The sequence below is a fragment of the Streptomyces sp. NPDC004327 genome (genome assembly GCF_042873935.1).
In the GTDB taxonomy this organism is placed as follows: Bacteria; Actinomycetota; Actinomycetes; order Streptomycetales; family Streptomycetaceae; genus Streptomyces.
This window is the reverse complement of sequence record NZ_JBIAME010000009.1, coordinates 348,105-368,066: the sequence shown is the minus strand read 5'-3', so window position 1 is coordinate 368,066 and position 19,962 is coordinate 348,105. Positions and strand designations below refer to the sequence as shown.

General features: G+C 73.3%; 16 protein-coding genes. 11 read left to right on the top strand and 5 right to left on the bottom strand.

Features of this window, described 5'->3' with window-relative positions:
• Nucleotides 1-21 precede the first annotated feature (21 nt).
• The gene (locus ACFYU9_RS29750) at nt 22-2,919 is read left to right on the top strand and encodes a vitamin B12-dependent ribonucleotide reductase (RefSeq protein WP_389346711.1); all 2,898 of its coding nucleotides are present in this window, start codon (nt 22-24) and stop codon (nt 2,917-2,919) included.
• 87 nt (nt 2,920-3,006) lie between these two features.
• Here the strand turns inward: ACFYU9_RS29750 and ACFYU9_RS29745 are convergent, their stop codons facing one another.
• Nucleotides 3,007-3,531, bottom strand: coding sequence for a TerD family protein (locus ACFYU9_RS29745; RefSeq protein ID WP_389207904.1), 525 nt, complete (start codon nt 3,529-3,531; stop codon nt 3,007-3,009).
• Between the two features lie 60 nt (nt 3,532-3,591).
• Here ACFYU9_RS29745 and ACFYU9_RS29740 point away from each other — a divergent pair, with 60 nt between their 5' ends.
• Both ACFYU9_RS29740 and ACFYU9_RS29735 read left to right on the top strand, forming a co-directional pair.
• Nucleotides 3,592-4,434, top strand: coding sequence for an arylamine N-acetyltransferase (locus tag ACFYU9_RS29740; RefSeq protein ID WP_389207903.1), 843 nt, complete (start codon nt 3,592-3,594; stop codon nt 4,432-4,434).
• 32 nt (nt 4,435-4,466) lie between these two features.
• Entirely contained in the window at nt 4,467-5,072 is a 606-nt protein-coding gene (locus tag ACFYU9_RS29735; RefSeq protein WP_389207901.1) for a YdbC family protein, read from the top strand.
• A gap of 205 nt (nt 5,073-5,277) precedes the next feature.
• On the opposite strand, the gene ACFYU9_RS29730 is transcribed toward ACFYU9_RS29735, so the two are convergent.
• Nucleotides 5,278-5,955 carry a TetR/AcrR family transcriptional regulator C-terminal ligand-binding domain-containing protein gene (locus tag ACFYU9_RS29730; protein WP_389346709.1) on the bottom strand — a complete coding sequence of 226 codons (678 nt, stop codon included), beginning with the start codon at nt 5,953-5,955 and terminating at the stop codon, nt 5,278-5,280.
• Between the two features lie 104 nt (nt 5,956-6,059).
• On the opposite strand from ACFYU9_RS29730, the gene ACFYU9_RS29725 reads away from it, so the two are divergent.
• The 4 genes from ACFYU9_RS29725 to ACFYU9_RS29710 all read left to right on the top strand — a co-directional run bounded on the left by ACFYU9_RS29725 (nt 6,060) and on the right by ACFYU9_RS29710 (nt 11,115).
• Complete coding sequence (locus tag ACFYU9_RS29725) at nt 6,060-7,670, top strand: ABC-F family ATP-binding cassette domain-containing protein (RefSeq protein ID WP_389346707.1); 1,611 nt, start codon at nt 6,060-6,062, stop codon at nt 7,668-7,670.
• A 34-nt stretch (nt 7,671-7,704) separates the two neighbouring features.
• Nucleotides 7,705-8,364 carry a histidine phosphatase family protein gene (locus tag ACFYU9_RS29720; RefSeq protein ID WP_389207895.1) on the top strand — a complete coding sequence of 220 codons (660 nt, stop codon included), beginning with the start codon at nt 7,705-7,707 and terminating at the stop codon, nt 8,362-8,364.
• Nucleotides 8,365-8,376: 12 nt separating this feature from the next.
• Nucleotides 8,377-9,288 (top strand): ADP-ribosylglycohydrolase family protein, encoded by a 912-nt coding sequence (locus tag ACFYU9_RS29715; RefSeq protein ID WP_389207893.1) that lies wholly within the window; start codon nt 8,377-8,379, stop codon nt 9,286-9,288.
• 177 nt (nt 9,289-9,465) lie between these two features.
• The gene (locus tag ACFYU9_RS29710) at nt 9,466-11,115 is read left to right on the top strand and encodes a DUF4153 domain-containing protein (RefSeq protein ID WP_389346705.1); all 1,650 of its coding nucleotides are present in this window, start codon (nt 9,466-9,468) and stop codon (nt 11,113-11,115) included.
• 74 nt (nt 11,116-11,189) lie between these two features.
• Here ACFYU9_RS29710 and ACFYU9_RS29705 read toward each other — a convergent pair whose 3' ends face one another.
• A complete protein-coding gene (locus ACFYU9_RS29705; protein ID WP_389346703.1) occupies nt 11,190-12,743 on the bottom strand; it encodes an MFS transporter in 1,554 nt (517 codons plus the stop codon).
• A 171-nt stretch (nt 12,744-12,914) separates the two neighbouring features.
• On the opposite strand from ACFYU9_RS29705, the gene ACFYU9_RS29700 reads away from it, so the two are divergent.
• The 3 genes from ACFYU9_RS29700 (at nt 12,915) to ACFYU9_RS29690 (ending at nt 15,245) form a co-directional block, all read left to right on the top strand.
• Entirely contained in the window at nt 12,915-13,538 is a 624-nt protein-coding gene (locus ACFYU9_RS29700; RefSeq protein WP_389346700.1) for a TetR/AcrR family transcriptional regulator, read from the top strand.
• A gap of 209 nt (nt 13,539-13,747) precedes the next feature.
• Nucleotides 13,748-14,458, top strand: coding sequence for a ribonuclease HII (locus ACFYU9_RS29695; RefSeq protein WP_389346698.1), 711 nt, complete (start codon nt 13,748-13,750; stop codon nt 14,456-14,458).
• Nucleotides 14,459-14,636: 178 nt separating this feature from the next.
• Nucleotides 14,637-15,245 carry a hypothetical protein gene (locus ACFYU9_RS29690; RefSeq protein WP_389346697.1) on the top strand — a complete coding sequence of 203 codons (609 nt, stop codon included), beginning with the start codon at nt 14,637-14,639 and terminating at the stop codon, nt 15,243-15,245.
• Nucleotides 15,246-15,342: 97 nt separating this feature from the next.
• On the opposite strand, the gene ACFYU9_RS29685 is transcribed toward ACFYU9_RS29690, so the two are convergent.
• Together ACFYU9_RS29685 and ACFYU9_RS29680 are read right to left on the bottom strand one after the other, a co-directional pair.
• Entirely contained in the window at nt 15,343-15,969 is a 627-nt protein-coding gene (locus tag ACFYU9_RS29685) for a hypothetical protein (protein WP_389207883.1), read from the bottom strand.
• A gap of 216 nt (nt 15,970-16,185) precedes the next feature.
• Nucleotides 16,186-18,369: a RecQ family ATP-dependent DNA helicase gene (locus ACFYU9_RS29680; RefSeq protein ID WP_389346695.1), complete on the bottom strand. Its 2,184-nt coding sequence runs from the start codon at nt 18,367-18,369 to the stop codon at nt 16,186-16,188.
• 133 nt (nt 18,370-18,502) lie between these two features.
• On the opposite strand from ACFYU9_RS29680, the gene ACFYU9_RS29675 reads away from it, so the two are divergent.
• A complete protein-coding gene (locus ACFYU9_RS29675; protein ID WP_389346693.1) occupies nt 18,503-19,936 on the top strand; it encodes a DUF4192 domain-containing protein in 1,434 nt (477 codons plus the stop codon).
• The last annotated feature ends 26 nt before the right edge of the window (nt 19,937-19,962 follow it).

Below are 19,962 nucleotides of genomic sequence, written 5' to 3'. Positions count from 1 at the left end.
TGCCCTTATATGGGAGGCGGCATGACAGAGACGGCGAGCGGTCCGGCACGTGGTTCCCGCGCCAAGGGAGCCAAGGCGGCGAGCAAGGGCCTGCGTATCGAGCGCATCCACACCACCCCCGGCGTGCATCCGTACGACGAGGTGGTCTGGGAGCGCCGTGACGTCGTCATGACCAACTGGCGCGACGGCTCGATCAACTTCGAGCAGCGCGGCGTCGAGTTCCCCGACTTCTGGTCGGTGAACGCGGTCAACATCGTCACCAGCAAGTACTTCCGCGGGGCCGTCGGCACCCCGCAGCGCGAGACCGGTCTCAAGCAGCTGATCGACCGGATCGTGAAGACCTACACGAAGGCCGGCGAGGAGCACGGCTACTTCTCGTCGCCCGCGGACGCCGAGATCTTCGAGCACGAGCTGACCTACGCCCTCCTGCACCAGATCTTCAGCTTCAACTCCCCGGTCTGGTTCAACGTCGGCACCCCGCAGCCCCAGCAGGTCTCCGCCTGCTTCATCCTGTCCGTCGACGACTCCATGGAGTCGATCCTCGACTGGTACAAGGAAGAGGGCATGATCTTCAAGGGCGGCTCCGGCGCCGGCCTGAACCTCTCCCGCATCCGCTCCTCCAAGGAGCTCCTCTCCTCCGGCGGCAACGCCTCCGGCCCGGTCTCCTTCATGCGCGGCGCGGACGCCTCCGCCGGCACGATCAAGTCGGGCGGCGCCACCCGCCGCGCGGCCAAGATGGTCGTGCTCGACGTGGACCACCCGGACGTCGAGGACTTCATCGCCACCAAGGTGAAGGAGGAGGAGAAGATCCGCGCCCTGCGTGACGCGGGCTTCGACATGGACCTGGGCGGCGACGACATCACGTCCGTCCAGTACCAGAACGCCAACAACTCGGTCCGCGTGAACGACGAGTTCATGACCGCCGTCGAGAACGGCACCGAGTTCGGCCTGCGTGCCCGCATGACCGGCGAGGTCATCGAGAAGGTCGACGCCAAGGCGCTCTTCCGCAAGCTGGCCGAGGCCGCGTGGGCCTGCGCCGACCCGGGCATCCAGTACGACGGTGTGATCAACAACTGGCACACCTGCCCGGAGTCCGGCCGCATCACCGCGTCCAACCCGTGCAGCGAGTACATGCACCTGGACAACACGTCCTGCAACCTCGCCTCGCTGAACCTGATGAAGTTCCTCAAGGACGACGGCAAGGGCAACCAGTCCTTCGAGGTCGAGCGCTTCGCCAAGGTCGTCGAGCTCGTCATCACCGCGATGGACATCTCCATCTGCTTCGCCGACTTCCCGACCCAGAAGATCGGCGAGAACACCCGCGCCTTCCGCCAGCTCGGCATCGGCTACGCCAACCTCGGCGCCCTGCTGATGGCGACCGGCCACGCGTACGACTCCAACGGCGGCCGCGCGCTCGCCGCGTCGATCACCTCGCTGATGACCGGCACCGCGTACAAGCGCTCCGCCGAACTGGCCGGCGTCGTCGGCCCGTACGACGGCTACGCCCGCAACGCCGAGCCGCACCAGCGCGTCATGAAGCAGCACGCCGACGCCAACGCCGCCGCCGTCCGCATGGACGACCTCGACACCCCGGTGTGGGCCGCGGCCACCGAGGCGTGGCAGGACGTCGTCCGGCTCGGCGAGAAGAACGGCTTCCGCAACGCCCAGGCGTCCGTCCTCGCCCCGACCGGCACCATCGGTCTGGCGATGTCCTGCGACACCACCGGTGTCGAGCCGGACCTGGCCCTGGTCAAGTTCAAGAAGCTCGTCGGCGGCGGCTCGATGCAGATCGTCAACGGCACCGTCCCGCAGGCCCTGCGCCGCCTGGGTTACCAGGAGGAGCAGATCGAGGCGATCGTCGCGCACATCTCCGAGCACGGCAACGTCGTCGACGCGCCCGGCCTGAAGACCGAGCACTACGAGGTCTTCGACTGCGCGATGGGCGAGCGCTCCATCTCCCCGATGGGCCACGTCCGCATGATGGCCGCGATCCAGCCGTGGATCTCCGGCGCCATCTCCAAGACGGTCAACATGCCGGAGACGGCGACCGTCGAGGAGGTCGAGGAGATCTACTTCGAGGCCTGGAAGCTCGGCGTCAAGGCGCTCGCGATCTACCGCGACAACTGCAAGGTCGGCCAGCCGCTCTCCGCCAAGAAGAAGGAGGACGAGAAGGCCGAGGTCACCTCGAAGTCCGAGGCGACGATCCGCGAGGCCGTCGAGAAGGTCATCGAGTACCGCCCGGTCCGCAAGCGCCTCCCGAAGGGCCGCCCGGGGATCACCACCTCCTTCACGGTCGGCGGTGCCGAGGGCTACATGACCGCCAACTCCTACCCGGACGACGGTCTCGGCGAGGTCTTCCTGAAGATGTCCAAGCAGGGCTCGACCCTCGCCGGCATGATGGACGCCTTCTCCATCGCGGTCTCCGTCGGTCTGCAGTACGGCGTGCCGCTGGAGACGTACGTCTCCAAGTTCACCAACATGCGCTTCGAGCCGGCCGGCATGACCGACGACCCGGACGTGCGGATGGCGCAGTCGATCGTCGACTACATCTTCCGCCGCCTGGCGCTGGACTTCCTGCCCTTCGAGACCCGCTCCGCCCTCGGCATCCACTCCGCCGAGGAGCGCCAGCGCCACCTGGAGACCGGTTCGTACGAGCCGGCCGACGACGAGGTCGACGTCGAGGGTCTGGCCCAGTCCGCCCCGCGCGCCCAGGAGCTGAAGGCGGTCGCCGCGCCCAAGGTCGAGGCCGAGGAGACGAAGCCCGCCCCGATGCAGGCGCACACCAACGCCGAGCTCGTCGAGATGCAGCTCGGTGTCAGCGCCGACGCCCCGCTGTGCTTCTCCTGCGGCACGAAGATGCAGCGCGCCGGCTCCTGCTACATCTGCGAGGGCTGCGGCTCGACCAGCGGTTGCAGCTGAGCGGCTGAAGGCTGAATGAGGGAAGGGGACCGGCCCGTGGGCCGGTCCCCTTCTCGCTGTGTCCGTTCTGCTCGCCGTGCGCGTTTCCTACGCGGCGCCCATCACGGTGCCGAAGGAGCCCGGGTCCGTGTCGAAGCCGCGGAGCAGGGGCTGCCAGCTCCAGTCCCCGGCGGGGTCCCGGGTGAACTCGACGACCGTCGCGGCGGTCGCCTGCGCCAGCACGCCGAAGTCGTCGACCAGCAGATCCGTGTAGCCCTCGCGGACCCGGACGCCGGTCCCGCCGACCTGGCCGAAGGCGATCCGCCCGCCGCCCTGCTGTATCGCCACGCCCACCACCACGCGCGCGTACACGGGCGCGAGCCGGGTCAGCTCAAGGACCATCGACTCGTCGAAGCCGAGGCCCTGGCCCGTGCGGCTGTCGCGCTGGAGGGTGATGGTGCCGTCGGGCGAACGGCTGTCGAAGTGCACGAGATAGGCCGGGGGGCCGAACGGGCCGTCCGCCGGGTAGACCCCCGCGACCAGGTCCAGGTCGTGCGCGGGGCTGCCTGCCGGGCTGGGGTCCCACTTGAGCGACACCTCGACCTTGCCGACCCCCTTGTTGAGTCCGCTCATCGCGAACCCCCTCTCTGTGGACGGTTCCTGACGGGGTGTTCATGGTGTCATGTGATCAACATGGCATCGTACGAGGGGGACTGGCGTATGTGGGGCGCGGAAGAGCTGGATCTGGACGCATATCTGGCGCGGATCGGACACTCGGGGGAGGTCGCGGCCGATCTCGCGACCCTGCGCGCCCTGCACCGGGCGCATGTGGCGGCCATCCCGTTCGAGAACCTGGACGTGGCACTCGGCCGCCGGATCTCTCTGGAGCCCAAGAGCCTGCAGGCCAAGCTCGTCGGGCGGCGGCGCGGCGGCTACTGCTACGAGCAGAACAGCCTCTTCGCCGCCGTCCTGGAGCGGATCGGCTTCCAGGTCTCGGGGCGCGGCGCCCGCGTCCGCGCGGGCGACGAGATCAGGCCCATAACCCACGCGGTCCTGGTCGTCACGGTGGAGGGCCGACCCTGGCTCGCCGACACGGGGTTCGGCTACCAGGGGATCATCGAGCCGGTGCCGCTGGCCGACGGATCGCGGGCCGAGCAGGACGGCTGGACCTTCGGCATCGGCGTGGACGCGTCGGGCGTCCACGCGCTGCGCTCGCTTCGCCCGGAGGGGTGGACCCAGCTGTACACGTTCGCGCCGCAGCCGCTGTACCCCGTCGACTTCGAATTGATGAACCACTACAGCTCCAGCCACCCCCGCTCGCGGTTCGTCGGCCAGATCGTGGCCCAGCAGCCCGGCCCGGAGGCGGGCAGGTCGCTGCTCCGTGACACGCTGACCGTCGTGCGGCCGGACGGCACGAGCGAGGAACGGAAGGTGGGGCCAGAGGAATTGGCCGCGACCCTCACCGAGGTCTTCGGAATCGAACTGGACGACGAGGAGGCCGCCGGACTGCTCAGGGTGCATCCGGTGGAGGTCTGACGGCGCGTCGCTTCGCCCCGTACCATGGCGCGGTGCTGGTCAAGTGGATTCGCTGCACCGTGGTGGACCGTCGAGGGTTCGAGCGGGGGCAGCGGAAGTGGGCGGGGCTGCTCGGTGAGCCGGGGTTCCGGGGGCAGGGCGGTGGGTGGAGCCGGCGGAGGCCGGACGTCGCCCACGTCTTCGCGTTCTGGGAGAGCCGGGCGTTCTACGACTCGTTCATGGCGCGCTCGCACGACCGGCTCGCCGCCGCGCAGGTCGGCACCTTCCGCAATCCGCAGGTCAAGCTGTTCGACCACCGCTTCGACGTGAAGACCGGCTTCGAGCCCCGGTTCGGCGACGCCGACGTGGCCCGGGTCGCCCACTGCCGGGTGCACGAGGAGCGGGTGGAGCACTTCGCCCTGATGCAGGAGAAGGTCTGGAACCCGGCGATGGCCGGGTCCCCCGGCATGCTGCGCGGCCTGTTCGGCGAGGCGCCGGGGAACGAGTTCGTCGTCCTGTCGATGTGGAACTCGGCCGCCGAGCACGGGAAGTACCGGGTCGAGCGGATCGAACGGCTGGGCCTGCGGGCGCAGACGATGGCCGATGTGGCGTCGATGACGGGCGATGTGGTGCAGCTCGAATCGGCCTGGACGGTGTGAGGGGTACGGGCCCGGGGCGGACGCCCTCCTGAAGCGTGGCCGGCGGCGGTGGCGACGGGAGCGGCCGGCGGGGAGGACCCGACCGGTCGGGGGCGCGCTCGGTAGCGCGCCCGGGCCCGGGCATCGGCCCGACCCGGCCTGGGTCCTCGCTCCCGGCGTGGCCCCGGGCCCGGTGTCCCGGCTCGCCGGTCGGCGCGGTCGCCGATCAGACGGCCGGGCCCGCCGCCGTGTCCGCTCTCTCCTCCTCGCGCCCGAACGCGCCTGCCCGCACCGCCGCCAGGACCGTCCGCGCCGCCTGGTCCGCGAGGGCCGTGTCCACCGGCTCGCGGGTGACGAACAACCGCAGGAACAGCGGGGCGGAGACCGCACGTACCACCGCGCCCGCGTCCGTCCCTGCGGGCGCCTCGCCACGGGCCACCGCCCGGTCGACCACGCTCTCGCAGCGCCGGAAGCGCTCCTCGTAGAACGCCCGCAGCGAGTCCGCCGCCTCGCGCGACTGGAACGCGGCCGCCACGAACGCCGTCGGCGCCGCCGCCCGTGCCGGATCGGCGAAGGAGTCCACCACCTCGCGGGCCAGCGCCCGCAGGTCACCGCCGAGGCTGCCGGTGTCCGGCGCCTCCCACCGGTCCTCGCCCGCGAGCGCGAGCGCGTCCGCGAGCATCCCCTCGACGCTGCCCCAGCGGCGGTAGAGCGTCGTCTTGTGCACCCCCGAGTGCTCCGCCACGTACTCGACGGTGAGAGCCGGATAACCGTGCTCGGTCAGGCCGGTCAGGACGGCGTCGCGCACGGCGGCGCGGGTGCGGGCGGTACGGCCGCCCGGGCGCCGGCTGCCGGGGGCGGGGGCGGTCTCGTCCGGGGCGGGCGGGTTCTGCGACGCGTTCAATTGCTACTCCCGTTGCGTTAGTGGCTCCGAGTGTGCCACACTCAACGTAACGCGACAACGGTTGCGTTAGTTCGATCCCTGATGCCGCCCGCCGGAGGTGCCCCATGCCCACGCAGATCGCTCTTCACGACGTGACCGTGACCCGCGGCGAACGGCTGCTGCTCGACCAGGTCTCGCTCACCGTGCGTCCCGGCGAGCGGATAGGCGTCGTGGGGGAGAACGGCGCGGGCAAGTCCACCCTGTTACGCGTGCTCGCCGGGCTCGACGCACCCGACTCCGGCGAGGTCGTCACCGAGACGGACGGCGGCGCCCGGCTCCTCGCCCAGACACCCGAACTGCCCGCGGACGCCACCGTCGCCGCGGCGATCGACGCCGCCCTCGCCGACCTGCGCGCCATGGAGCGCCGGCTGCGCAGCCTGGAGGCGGAGCTCGCCACGGCGGACGCGCCGGCGCTCGCCGCGTACGGGGAGCTGCTCACCGCCTTCGAGCTGCGCGGCGGGTACGAGGCCGACGCCCGGGTCGACAAGGCCATGCACGGCCTCGGGCTCGCCCGCATAGAGCGCGAGCGCCCGCTCGGCAGCCTCTCCGGCGGCGAGCAGGCCCGCCTCGGCATCGCCTGCGTGCTCGCCGCCGCCCCCGAGGTGCTGTTCCTCGACGAGCCCACGAACCATCTCGACGGCACCGCCCTCGACTGGCTGGAGGACACCCTCCTCGCCCACCGGGGCACGGTCGTCGCCGTCTCGCACGACCGCGTCTTCCTGGAGCGGGTGGCCACCGCGATCCTGGAGGTCGACGCCGACCGCCGCACGGTCGTGCGCCACGGCGACGGGTACGCGGGCTTCCGCGCCGAGCGGGCCGCCGCCCGGCGGCGCTGGGAGCAGGAGCACGCTCAGTGGCGCGCGGAGATCGCCGGCCTTGAGGAGTACGCCCGGACCACCGCGCACGGCGTCGCCGCCGGACGGGTCATCAAGGACAACAACAAGATGGCCTACGACCGCGCGGCCGGCCGGGTGCAGGCATCGGTCTCGGGCCGCGTCCGGGCCGCCAGGGAGCGACTGCGCCGGCTCCACGACGAGCCCGTGCCCGAACCGCCCAAGCCCCTCGCCTTCACCGCCCGGCCGGTGACGGGACGCGCCGAGGGCACCCTGGTCGCGCTCGGCGGTGTACGGATCGGGGGCCGGCTCGCCGTCGACGAGCTGACCGTCGCGGCGGGCGAGCGGCTGCTCGTCCACGGCGGCAACGGCGCCGGCAAGTCCACCCTGCTCCGGGTCATGGCCGGGCTCGTCGAGCCCGACGCCGGACAGGTCCTGCGCCGGGGCCGGATCGGCTTCCTCGCCCAGGAGATACCGTCCCACCGCCCCGCCGAGCGGGTCCTCGCCGCGTTCGGCCGCGGCCTCGCCCTCACCGACGACGAGCAGACCGAACTGCTCCTCTCGTACGGACTGTTCCGCCCCGCCGACCTCACCGTCCCGGTCGGCGCCCTCTCCGCCGGCCAGCGCCGTCGCCTCGCCCTCGCCCGGCTGCTCGCCCGCCCCGCCGACCTGCTGCTGCTCGACGAGCCGGCCAACCACCTGGCCCTCGGCCTCGTCGAGGACCTCGAGCAGGCCCTGGAGCAGTGGGACGGGGCCGTGGTCGTCGTCTCGCACGACCGGGAGCTGCGCCGCCGGTTCACCGGCCGCATACGCCGGATGGACTCCGGACGCCTGCTCGACTGAGCCGGCCGGCGGGCGGCCGACTAGGGTCATGGGCATGGCACGACCGCGGCGCATCGTCCTCGTACGACACGGAGAGTCCGAGGGCAATGTCGATGACACGGTGTACGAGCGGGAGCCCGACCACGCGCTCCGGCTGACCGAGACCGGGTGGCGGCAGGCCGAGGCGACGGGGGAGCGGCTGCGGGAGCTGTTCGGCGAGGAGCGCGTCAGCGTCTACGTCTCGCCCTACCGGCGCACCCACGAGACGCTGGGGGCCTTCCGGCTCGACCCGCGTCTGGTCCGGGTCCGGGAGGAGCCCCGGCTGCGCGAGCAGGACTGGGGCAACTGGCAGGAGCGGGAGGACGTGCGCCTCCAGAAGGTGTACCGGGACGCCTACGGGCACTTCTTCTACCGCTTCGCCCAGGGCGAGTCGGGCGCCGACGTGTACGACCGGGTCGGCGCCTTCCTGGAGAGCCTCTACCGCAGCTTCGAGGCGCCCGACCACCCGCCCAACGTCCTGCTCGTCACCCACGGGCTGACCATGCGCCTGTTCTGCATGCGCTGGTTCCACTGGACGGTCGCCGAGTTCGAGTCGCTGTCCAACCCGGACAACGCCGAGACCCGGATGCTGCTGCTCGGCGAGGACGGCAAGTACCGGCTCGACCGGCCCTTCGCGCACTGGCGTACTCCGGAACCGTACGGCCCCACCGGATAGAGTGGCAGGGCGATGACCGCTGACTCCTCTCTCGACCGGCGCTTCGACCGCGCCCTGGCCAGCCTGCGCGGGCTGTCCGTGGGAGACGCCCTGGGCTCCCAGTACTTCGTTCCCGCCAACTACCCCCTGCTGAAGCGCCACGAGCCGCCGGCCGGTCCCTGGCAGTGGACCGACGACACGGAGATGGCCTGCTCCGTGCTCGCCGTCCTGGTCGCCCACGACCGGATCGACCAGGACGCGCTCGCCCTGTCGTTCGCCCACCACCACGACTTCGACCGCGGCTACGGCCCCGCCGTCAACCGCATGCTCCGGCTGATCCGCGAGGGCGGTGACTGGCGGCAGCTCGCCGCCGCGCTGTTCAACGGGCAGGGCTCGTGGGGCAACGGCGCCGCGATGCGCATCGCCCCGCTCGGCGCCTGGTACGCCGACGACCCGGAGCAGGCCACCCATCAGGCCGAGATCTCCGCGTACACCACCCACCAGCACCGCGAGGCCGTCGTCGGCGCGATGGCCGTCGCCGCCGCCGCGGCGCTCGCCGCCGCGCCCTCGGGTCCGCCCACGCCCGAGGCGCTGCTCGACGGCGTCGTCGCGCTCGTCCCGCGCAGCGCCGTCGGTGCCGGACTGCGCCGGGCCCGCGACATGCTCGACTACGGCGACGCGGCGACGGTCGCGGCCGTCCTCGGCAGCGGCCGGCGCACCAGCGCGCACGACACCGTGCCGTTCGCGCTCTGGTCGGCGGCCCGGTCGCTCGGGGACTTCGAGCGGATGTTCTGGACCACCGCCGAGGTCGGCGGCGACGTCGACACCACCTGCGCCATCGCCGGCGGCGTCGTCGCCGCGAGCCCGGCCGGCGCGCCGCCCGCGGCCTGGCTGGAGCAGACCGAGGAACTGCCCGGCTGGGTGCCCACGGGAGCCCGCCCTTAGTCGTCGGGCAGTGTCACGGTCCTGCCACAGCTGCGGACGGGACGGTTCAGCGCGTCGAAGCGCAATTAAAGTCGGCCACTCCGCAGCGCTGATCATGGCATCAGCGTGTCGACGAGACACCCGGGACCGCCGCCGGAGCCGTTACGGCCGGGCGCGACCGGGTCGGGAGGGGGTCCCGTGACCGACACACCGTCCGCCGAACAGCCCCAGAGCGGCGCGCCGCCACAGGACGCCGTACCGGCGGCACCGGCCGCACCAGCGGCACCGGCCGTGGTGCCACCGCTCCGGGCGACGGCGGGAGCGTACTACCCGCCGCACCCGGCGTGGGCGGCACCGAGAAAGCCCCAGCCGAGCAAGCTGCGGCCGCCCGAGCCGGCGCGGCCGACCGCGGCGACGCTCGGGGCGATCGCGGCCACCGCTGTGCTCGCCTCCCTGCTGCTCGGCTCGGGCGCGGGGGCGAACCTGCTGCTCATCGCCGTGCCCGCGACCGCCGCCGGGGCGCTCGCCGCCCGCGCCGCGGGCCGCCGGCCGCGGCCGTGGACCGTGGCCTGGGCCGTCGGCGGCGCGGCCCTGCTGGCCGTGCCGATCGTCAGCGACGCCGGCTGGCCCACCTTCCTCGCGGTCGTCGCGAGCCTCGGGCTCACCGGCTTCGCCCTGCACGGCGGCCGCGGCTGGCCCAGCATGCTGTTCGGCCCGCTCGGCCTGTTCGACTCCATGGTCACCGGCGTGGTGTGGGCCGGGCGCGGGGTGCGCGAACGCGCGGACGCCTCGCAGGGCCGCTGGGGGCCCGCCCTGCGGACCGGCCTGATCGCCATCGGCCTGCTCGTCGTGTTCGGCGCGCTGTTCGCCGGCGCGGACGCCGCCTTCGCCGACCTGCTCGGCTCGCTCATGCCCGACGTCTCGCTCGCCCAGTCGCCCTGGCGGACGCTCTGCTTCCTGCTCGGTCTCTTCGGCGCCGCCGCCATCGCCCGCACCGCCGCGGCCCCGCTGCGCTGGGACCGGCTGAGCTTCGGCGCCGGAAAGGCCCGCGGCCGGGTGGAGTGGGCGCTGCCGCTCGTCGTGCTCGACCTGCTCTTCGCCGCCTTCAACACCATCCAGCTCACCGTGCTCTTCGGCGGCTACGACAAGGTGCTGCGCGAGACCGGCCTCACCTACGCCGAGTACGCCCGCCAGGGCTTCTGGCAGCTCCTCATGGCCACCCTGCTCACCCTCGTCGTGATCGGCCTGGCCCTGCGCTGGGCGCCCCGCGGTGACGCCCGCGACCGGCGGCTCGTCCGCGCCGTGCTCGGCACGCTGTGCGTGCTGACGCTGGTCGTGGTCGCCTCGGCGCTGCGCAGGATGGACCTGTACGTGGACGCGTACGGGCTCACCCGGCTGCGGATCTCCGTCGCCGCGATGGAGATCTGGCTCGGCGTGGCCATCGTGCTGATCATGGCCGCCGGGATCTGGGGCGCCCGGCTGCTGCCCCGCGCGCTCGCCGCGAGCGCCGCCGGGTTCGTGCTCGCCTTCGGCCTGATCCAGCCGGACGCCGTCATCGCCCAGCAGAACGTCGACCGCTACGAACGGCTCCACAAGATCGACGTGGACTATCTCTCCGGGCTCTCCGCCGACGCGGTGCCCGCCCTCGACCGGCTCCCCGGCACCCTGCGCTCGTGCGCGCTGTGGGACATCGAGCGGCGGCTGCGCGAGGACGACGACTCCTGGTACACGACGAGCCTCGCCGAGGTGCGGGCCCGGGACATCCTCGCCGCGCGCGGCTCGGGCCGCGGTGGCATGCCGTGCGACGGCCCGTCGCGCGAGGAGGACTACGACCCGTACGCGCCCTGACCCGCATCCGTACGGCGGCCGTACCGTGAGGTGGGCGCGCACCCTTCCCGTACGGGAGAGTGCGCGCCCACCGGTCATGCGGCCGGTCCCGTGACCTCCGCAGGGCCGCCGAGCGCGGCCAGGTCGCTCCTGCGGACCCGGATCACGACGGCGGCCGTGACGAGTGCGACGAGCGCCATCACCGTGGCGGCCGTGAAGGCGGCCGTGATGCCGGCCGTGAGCACGTCGTGCGACCACGGCGCGGGCAGCTGCCGGTCCTCGGCGAACGCGGCCCGCTGTTCCGGGCTCGCGTGGGCGAGGAAGTCCGGGGTCTGCCGCTTCCCCTCGTCCCTGCTGGCCGTGCCGTAGACCGTGACGAGGATCGACAGGCCGAGCGAACCGCCCACCTGCTGGGTGGCGTTGAGCAGCCCGGAGGCGGCGCCGGCCTCGTGCGCGGCGACCCCGGAGACCGCGGTCAGGGTGACGGTGACGAAGTTGAGGCCCATGCCGAAGCCGAAGGTGACCATGGGGCCGAGGACGCCGCCGAGGTAGGAGCTGTCCGGGGTGAGGAGGGTCAGCCAGAACAGCCCGGTGCCGGTGATCGTCGCGCCCGCCACCATGAACGGCTTCGGGCCGAGGACCGGCAGGAGCCGCTGCGCGATCCCCGAGGCCACGCCGATGGCGGCGGTGGCCGGCAGGAAGGCGAGGCCCGCCGCCATCGGGCTGAAGCCGAGCACGTTCTGCGCGAACAGGACCATGAAGAAGAACATGCCGAGCATGGCCGCGGCCAGGCTGAGCATGAACACGTACGTGCCCCAGCGGTTGCGGTCGGCGAACATCCGCAGGGGCGTGATGGGTTCGCGCGCCCGGGACTCCACGGCGGCGAACGCGGCGAGCAGCACCACGGCCGCGACGAACGCCCCGACGGCCGCCGCGTCCGTCCAGCTCTTCTCGGAGGCCCGGATGAAGCCGTAGACGAGCGCGGACATGCCGACGGTGGAGGTGAGCGCGCCGGCCAGGTCGAAGCGGCCCGGATGCCGCGCCGACTCGTCGAGGAAACGCGGCGTCAGAAAGGCGATGGCCAGGCCGATCGGGACGTTCACGAACAGCACCCAGCGCCAGTCGAGCCATCCGGTGAGCAGGCCGCCGGCCAGCAGTCCGATCGCGCCGCCGCCGGCCGAGACGGCCGCGAAGACGCCGAACGCCCGGTTTCGCCGCGGGCCTTCGGGGAACGTCGTGGTGATCAGCGCGAGCGCGGTCGGTGACGCGATCGCGCCGCCGGCGCCCTGGACGGCGCGTGCGGCGAGGAGCTGCCACGACTCCTGCGCGAGACCGCCGAGCAGCGAGGCGAGGGTGAAGACGAGGACGCCGGTCAGGAACACCCGCCGCCGGCCCAGGATGTCGCCGGCCCGTCCGCCGAGCAGCAGCAGACCGCCGAAGGTGAGGGTGTACGCGCTGAGCACCCACGACAGGCCGGTGGTGGAGAAGGAGAGGGCGTCCTGGATGTGCGGGAGCGCGATGTTCACGATCGTCGCGTCGAGGATGACCATCAACTGGCAGGCGGCGATGACGGCGAGGGCGATTCCCGGGCGGCCTGGACGGCGGGCGGTGCCGGGATCCGGCCGGGGGGCCGGCTGAGTCGTTGTCACGGTGTCTCCCCACGGGGAAGAATGCAGTGAACGCACACGTTCACTGTCCTTCACGGTAGTGAGTCCCACTCAAGGAACGCAACCGTTCACTGCGTGCTGCCGGAAGAGAACCGATTCGCCTCCTCGGTGGCCCCGCGCGAGGTCCGACGGAGAGTCAACAGAGAGGTCCGGATGCTTACTTCGCACCCCCCGGAGGCCACCGCGCGGCCGCAGGGCGCGCCGGCGCGCCGGCACGGTCCGGTACTGGAACGCGCCATCCTCGACGCGGCCCTGGAGCAGCTCGGCGCGGTCGGCTGGAACGCGCTGACGATGGAGGGCATCGCGGCCGCCGCCCGGACCGGCAAGGCCGCCGTGTACCGCCGGTGGTCCTCCAAGGAGGACCTCGTCGCCGAAGCGCTCAGGACCGGGCTGCCCGCGCTCGGCGAGGCGCCGGACCACGGCAGCGTCCGCGAGGACCTGCTCCGGCTGTGCCGCCGGGTGCGGTCCGCGATGTACTCGAAGCCCGGCACCGCCCTGCGCGCCGTGCTTCACGAGTGCGACAGCGAAGCCGCCGCCGAGCGCTTCCACGGGCTGATCGTCGACCGGGTCGTCGAGCCCTCGCAGCGGCTGCTGCGCGAGGTGGTGGAGCGCGGCATCGCACGCGGCGAGGTGCGCGCGGAAGCGGCCGACGAGATGGTCTACGACGTGGTCCCGGCGATGATGATGTACCGCGCGAAGGTGTGCGGCAGCGAATGGACCGAAAGCGAGATCACCGGGTTGATCGACCTGGTCATGGTGCCGCTTCTGCGAGCCTGAGCCGCCCCCCGGGCTCCCGCCGGAAGAGGGCCCCTGAGCCGGTTCCGGGCCCGTGAGCCGGCTTTGGCGAGGGTCCGGGCGGCGGTTCGCGGTGGGTGTGCGGGGCGGTCCTCGGTCGCGGTTCCCGGGCCGGTTTCGGCCGGTCGTGAACGGTCCCGGGGAAACCGGGTACCCAGGGAGGTATCCATCGGCGTAACCTGTCAGGCGCCATGCCGTACGAACCACCCACCCACAGCGTCGAACGATCGATCCGGGCCACCACCGGCGCCAGGATCGTCGCCGGGGTCGACGAGGTCGGGCGCGGGGCCTGGGCCGGTCCCGTCACGGTGTGCGCCGCCGTCACCGGCCTGCGCCGCCCGCCCGCCGGGCTCACCGACTCCAAGCTGCTCACCCCCAAGCGCCGCACCGCGCTCGCCGCGGAACTCGAGGGGTGGGTCACGGCGTACGCGCTGGGCGACGCCTCGCCCGCCGAGATCGACGACCTGGGCATGACCGCCGCGCTCCGGCTGGCCGCCGTCCGCGCCCTGGAGGGCCTGCCGGTCCGCCCCGACGCCGTGATCCTGGACGGCAAGCACGACTACCTGGGCAGCCCCTGGCAGGTCCGTACGGTGATCAAGGGCGACCAGTCCTGCATCGCCGTCGCCGCCGCCTCCGTGCTCGCCAAGGTCCGGCGCGACGCGATGATGGCCGAGCTGGAGGCCGACGCGGAGGAGTACGCCGCCTACGCCTTCGCGGCCAACGCGGGCTACCCTTCCCCGGTCCACAAGGCCGCGCTGGAGGAGCTCGGGCCCACCCCGTACCACCGGCTCTCCTGGTCGTACCTCGATGCCATGCCCCGATGGCGCCACCTCAAGAAGGTGCGCCTGTCCGCCGAGGCGGCCGCGCTCGAAAGCGGGGGCCAGCTCGGCTTCGACTTCTGACGTGCGGCCGACCACGGCCGACCCCTGAACTTCCGGCCTAAGGGCCCGGTTCCTGCGGTGGACGACGTACGGGGCGACCCGTGCGGAAGGCCTCCGCGGGCACCGTCCAGTGGCCGGGGCGCCCCTGTGCGCCCACCCGCCGGAGCCCCGTGCGACGGCGTTTGATAGACATCAGTCCATGCCTCTCATCCCCGAGGAGCCTCAGATTCACGAGAGTGCCCAGGGTCCCCGCGCGACCGCGGCCGCCGGCCGCCCCGTGCCGACCCCTCGACCCGTACCCGGACCGCGTTCCGCTGCGTCGCCCCGACCCGGGAGTCCCGGCCCCGGTCCGGCTCGGCCCGCGCCGCCGGCGCCGCGCCCGCCCGTCCGTGCGGAGAATCGTTCCGGCCAGCAGTCCGGACCGCAGATCCAGCTGATCCCCGCTCCCGCCGACGGTGCCGTCGACGCCGCCGAGGAGGCCGTGGACCTGCTGCTCGACTCCGGCCGCGCCCCCGGCGACGTGCTGGTGCTCACCACCGGCGAGCAGCACCCGTGGGCAGCGCACGAGCTGTCCTTCGGTGAGACCGCCTATTGGGCGCAGCAGGACGCCGGCGAGGACGTGTTCTTCGCGGACGCCGCCGCCGTGTCCCGGGCCGCCACCCGGCCCGTGGTGGTCGTCGCCGTCAACGGCGGCTCCGCCGAGGACGTCGCGCTCCGGCTGCCCGAGGCGATGAAGCGGGCGTCCGCCCTGCTGATCGTCTGCGGCGACCCCGAGCGCGTCAGCGCCGCCCTCGGCGCCGGCGTCTGACCCATCGTCCGCATCCCGGCCGCCTTCGGGCGGCCGGGCGGACGACCGGGGCCGGTGCGACCCGGTGCCACGCCGCCGGCGCGGCCGGACCGCCCGCTCAGCGGGCGGCGGCGCGGCGCAGCGGCTCGGGAGCACCGCTGGCGATGCGCGGCACCAGCTGTTCGACTGCGGAGTCCTCACCCAGCGGCGCCGGGCTCGTCTCGGAGCCGGGGCTCCGTCCGCCGCGTCCCTCGCCGAGTACCTGCCAGCCGCCGCGGGTCAGCGTGATGTACGCACCGCAGCGCAGACCGTGCAGCGTGCAGGCGTCCCGCAGCCCCCACATCCAGGCCCCGTCCTCCTCGGTCCACCGCTCGTCGCCCTCGCGGCAGTAGAGCAGCACCGCCGTGCGGACCGGGGCGCGCCGCCGCAGATCGTGCGGGATGACGCGGCGCAGGTGCGCGAGGAGCGCGTTGCGGAACTCCCAGCCGTCCGCGGGCGCGGGCCGGCGGACGAACGAGGCGCTCGCGATCAGCCGTTCCTCGTGGTCGAGCACGGCGAGGACCGCGGTCGAGGGCGTGGGCGTGTGACGGGAATGCAGGCCGCTGACGACCTCACGCGGACTGCGCAGCAGCGGGATCCCCGCGGCCGCCCACTCGGCCGGTTCGAGTATCCGGGCGAGGCGGCTTGCCGACCCGGACGACGGGGCGGACGGTACGGTCGAGGACGGAGCGAATCCGAGGGTCACGATCCTCCCTTCGGATACGCGCCCGCTCCGCGGGCAGGGTCGGACGAGGGTGCACCACGGCGCGGTCCCATAGGACCGCGTACGAACCGTGCGGGGTGGATTCCCAATTCTTCCTGGCGCGTGCGCGGGCGGCAACGAGCAATTGAGGCCGCTGACTGGAATGAACCGGTATGACTCTCATATCCCTGCCCAGTTACCCATTATTCACTCCCCGTTTCACGCTTGGACGGCAAGCACCAGCGGGAAGACCCCTTCGGCCCCCGCCCGGCGCAGCAGCCTCGCCGCCACCGCCAGCGTCCAGCCGGTGTCGGACAGGTCGTCCACGAGCAGCACCGGCCCGCCCGCGGCGGCCAGACGCTCCGTCAGACCGTCCGGCACGACCAGGGTCCGCTGCAGCCCGACCACCCGCTGCGCGCTGTTCGTACGGGAGAGCCGCAGGTCCTCCGTCTCCGGCGCGTACTCCACGGAACCGAGCAGCGGCATCCGGCCGATCTCGGCGATGCGCCGGCCGAGCGAGCCCACGAGCCGCGGCTTGCGGTGCGAGGCGACCGTCACCACACCGGCCGGCCGGGGCAGGGCGTCCGCGCCGCCCGAGGCCCAACCCCCGGGCCCCTTCGCCCAGTCGGCGAGCACCGTCACGACCGCCTGCACCACGTCGTCCGGCACCTCGGTGTCCGGCGCGGTGTCGGCGAGCAGCGGCCGCAGCCGGTTGCCCCAGCCGATGTCCGAAAGCCGCCCGAGCGCCCGGCCCGGGTACGACAGCTCGCCCGCGGGGATACGCCCCTTCAGATCCACGCCCACGGCCGCGAGTCCGGTCGGCCACATCTTCCGCGGCTCCACCTCCACGCCTGCCCGGCCCAGCTCGCCCCGGGCCGCGTCGAGCGCCGCGTCCGACACCTTCTCGTCGAACCTGACGCCCGCGCAGTTGTCGCAGCGGCCGCAGGGCGCCGCCGCCTCGTCGTCGAGCTGACGGCGCAGGAACTCCATCCGGCAGCCGCGCGTCGTCGCGTACTCCCGCATGGCCTGCTGCTCGCTGTCCCGCTGCCGGGCCACCCACGCGTACCGCTCCGTGTCGTACGCCCACGGCCGGCCCGTGCTCTCCCAGCCACCCTTCACCCGCTTGACGGCCCCGTCCACGTCGAGCACCTTCAGCATCGTCTCCAGCCGGGTCCGGCGCAGCTCGACCAGCGGCTCCAGAGCGGGCAGCGACAGCGGCCGGCCGGCCGCCGCGAGCACGTCGAGGGTGCGCCGCACCTGCTCCTCCGGCGGGAACGCCACCGAGGCGAAGTACTTCCAGATCGCCTCGTCCTCCTTGCCCGGCAGCAGCAGCACCTCCGCGTGCTCCACCCCGCGCCCGGCACGGCCCACCTGCTGGTAGTAGGCGATGGGGGAGGAGGGCGAGCCGAGGTGCACGACGAAGCCCAGATCCGGCTTGTCGAAGCCCATGCCCAGCGCGGAGGTCGCCACCAGCGCCTTCACCCGGTTCGCGAGCAGGTCCTCCTCGGCCTGCTGCCGGTCGGCGTTCTCCGTCCGGCCCGTGTACGAGGAGACCCTGTGCCCGCACTGGCGCAGATGGGCCGTCACCTCCTCCGCCGCGGCCACCGTCAGCGTGTAGATGATCCCGGACCCGGGCAGCTCGTCGAGATGGTCGGCCAGCCAGGCCAGCCGGTGCGCCGCGTCCGACAGCCGCACCACACCGAGGCTCAGGCTCTCCCGGTCCAGCGGCCCGCGCAGCACCAGCGCGTCCGTGCCCGCGCCGGTCCCCAGCTGCTCGGCGACGTCCGCCGTCACCCGGGCGTTCGCCGTCGCCGTCGTCGCGAGCACCGGCACGCCGCCCGGCAGCTCCGCGAGCATCGTCCGCAGCCGCCGGTAGTCGGGCCGGAAGTCATGGCCCCAGTCCGAGATGCAGTGCGCCTCGTCGACCACGAGAAGACCCGTCGCGGCCGCCAGCCGGGGCAGCACGGAATCGCGGAAGTCGGGGTTGTTGAGGCGCTCGGGGGAGACGAGGAGCACATCGACCTCGCCCGCCGCCACCTCCTGCTGGACCGTGTCCCACTCCTCGGTGTTCGAGGAGTTGATCGTGCGCGCGCGGATTCCCGCCCGCGCGGCCGCCTCCACCTGGTTGCGCATCAGAGCGAGCAGTGGCGAGACGATCACGGTCGGGCCCGCGCCGCGCTCGCGCAGCAGCGAGGTCGCCACGAAGTACACCGCCGACTTGCCCCAGCCCGTCCGCTGCACGACCAGGGCCCGGCGTCTGTCCGCCACCAGCGCCTCGATGGCGCGCCACTGGTCCTCGCGGAGTCTCGCCGTTCCTGTCGGGTCCGAGACGAGACGGGCGAGCACGGCGTCGGCGGCCGCGCGAAGGGCGGCGCGGTCCTCGGGGCGATCTGCGTGGGTCATGCCCCCATGCAACCCGATCGCTCGGACAATGCGCGAACGAGCCGCCCAGTCTGTGGATAACTCCGGCGAGCTCGGCGCGGGAGTTATCCACAGGGGTTTCGCGATCGGCGGTGGTCGCGGGACCGTCGTGACCATGAACACGAACCACCACGAATCCCACGGATCGTCCGCAGCCCAGCAGATCACCCTGCGCGGGCCCGCCGAGCTGGCCGACGCGCTGCCGTTCATGCTCGGCTTCCACCCCAGCGACTCCGTCGTCCTCGTCGCGCTCCACGGCGAGCGCGGCCGCTTCGGCGGCCGGGTCCGCGTCGGCATCCCGGCCTCGCCCCACGAATGGCCGGCCATCGCCGACCACCTGGCCGAATGCCTCGTCGAGGGCTGCACCCGGCGCGGCGACCGACCCGACGCCATCGTCGTCTTCCTCTGCCAGGACCCCAGGCCCGGCGAGAGCGGCCGCCAGGTGAGGGAGCGGCTGCGCCCCTTCGCCCAGCGCCTGCGCACCGCCTGCGGCGCGCTCGACATCCCCGTCCTCGAAGCCCTCTGCATCTCCGACGGCCTCTACTTCTCCTACGTCTGCCCCGACCCCGGCTGCTGCCCGCCCGACGGCACCCCGCTCTCCCTGTCCGGTACGTCGGTGATGGCGGCGTCCGCGGCCTACGCGGGCATCCAGGTACGCGGCACGCTCAAGGAGATGGAGGCCCGCCTGAAGCCCCGGGGCGCCGCGAACGACGCGGCGCAGCGCGCGGCGCTGAACGACGCCGCCACCGTCATCGTGCCCAGGATCCTCGACGGCTCCATCGGCACCCTCGCCCGCCAGGAGACCCGCGACACCACCATCGGCCTCATCCGCCGGCTCATCGAGCGGTACGCCGCACCGCCCACGACGCCTTCCGGCCCTGCGAACACCGCAGCCGCCCGCCGCGGCACCCTCCCGCCCGCCACGGCAGCGGCCGACGACAGGGACGACGAACTGCTCGGCGCCGACGAGGCCGCCACCCTCATCCTCGGACTGCAGGACCGCGAGACCCGCGACCAGGCCGCCGAATGGATGGAGGGCCCCGAAGCCGCCCCGGCCCTGCGCCTCTGGCGCGCCCTGGCCCGGCGCTGCGTCGCCCCCTACCAGGAGTACGCGGCGGCCCCGCTCACGCTGGCCGGCTGGGTCGCCTGGTCCATCGGCGACGAGCCCTCCGCCCGGGTCGCCCTCGGCCTCGCCCTGGAAGCCGACTCCCACTACCTCTTCGCACGCCTGCTCCACCAGGCGTGCAACGAGGGCCTCGACCCCGAGTCGCTCCGCGAGTGCCTGCGCACGGAGCGCGCCGCCCGCCTCGCCGCCGAACAGGAGACCCCCGGCGAGCCCGCGGGCCCCGAGCCCGAGCCCGAGCCCGACACAACCCCCTCCCGCCACCGGCGACGAGCCCGCACGCTCGCCCGACGGGCCGCACGGCAGGCCGGTCTGCGACCGGCCCCGACGGGCCCACGGGCCCCGCGCGCCCAGACGCGGCCCGCGCGGCCCGGAAGCACGGCGGAGCGCAGGGCCGGCAGGCGGGACGCGAGGAGCGGCGAATGACGGCCCTGATCAGCCGGACCGCGGCG

Excerpts from the sequence above, each read along its gene's own strand:
- ACFYU9_RS29750 (WP_389346711.1), top strand. The coding sequence starts at position 22 with ATGACAGAGACGGCGAGCGGTCCGGCACGTGGTTCCCGCGCCAAGGGA.
- ACFYU9_RS29745 (WP_389207904.1), bottom strand. The coding sequence starts at position 3,531 with ATGAGCGGACTCAACAAGGGGGTCGGCAAGGTCGAGGTGTCGCTCAAG.
- ACFYU9_RS29740 (WP_389207903.1), top strand. The coding sequence starts at position 3,592 with ATGGCATCGTACGAGGGGGACTGGCGTATGTGGGGCGCGGAAGAGCTG.
- ACFYU9_RS29725 (WP_389346707.1), top strand. The coding sequence starts at position 6,060 with ATGCCCACGCAGATCGCTCTTCACGACGTGACCGTGACCCGCGGCGAA.
- ACFYU9_RS29720 (WP_389207895.1), top strand. The coding sequence starts at position 7,705 with ATGGCACGACCGCGGCGCATCGTCCTCGTACGACACGGAGAGTCCGAG.
- ACFYU9_RS29715 (WP_389207893.1), top strand. The coding sequence starts at position 8,377 with ATGACCGCTGACTCCTCTCTCGACCGGCGCTTCGACCGCGCCCTGGCC.
- ACFYU9_RS29700 (WP_389346700.1), top strand. The coding sequence starts at position 12,915 with ATGCTTACTTCGCACCCCCCGGAGGCCACCGCGCGGCCGCAGGGCGCG.
- ACFYU9_RS29695 (WP_389346698.1), top strand. The coding sequence starts at position 13,748 with ATGCCGTACGAACCACCCACCCACAGCGTCGAACGATCGATCCGGGCC.
- ACFYU9_RS29690 (WP_389346697.1), top strand. The coding sequence starts at position 14,637 with ATGCCTCTCATCCCCGAGGAGCCTCAGATTCACGAGAGTGCCCAGGGT.
- ACFYU9_RS29680 (WP_389346695.1), bottom strand. The coding sequence starts at position 18,369 with ATGACCCACGCAGATCGCCCCGAGGACCGCGCCGCCCTTCGCGCGGCC.
- ACFYU9_RS29675 (WP_389346693.1), top strand. The coding sequence starts at position 18,503 with ATGAACACGAACCACCACGAATCCCACGGATCGTCCGCAGCCCAGCAG.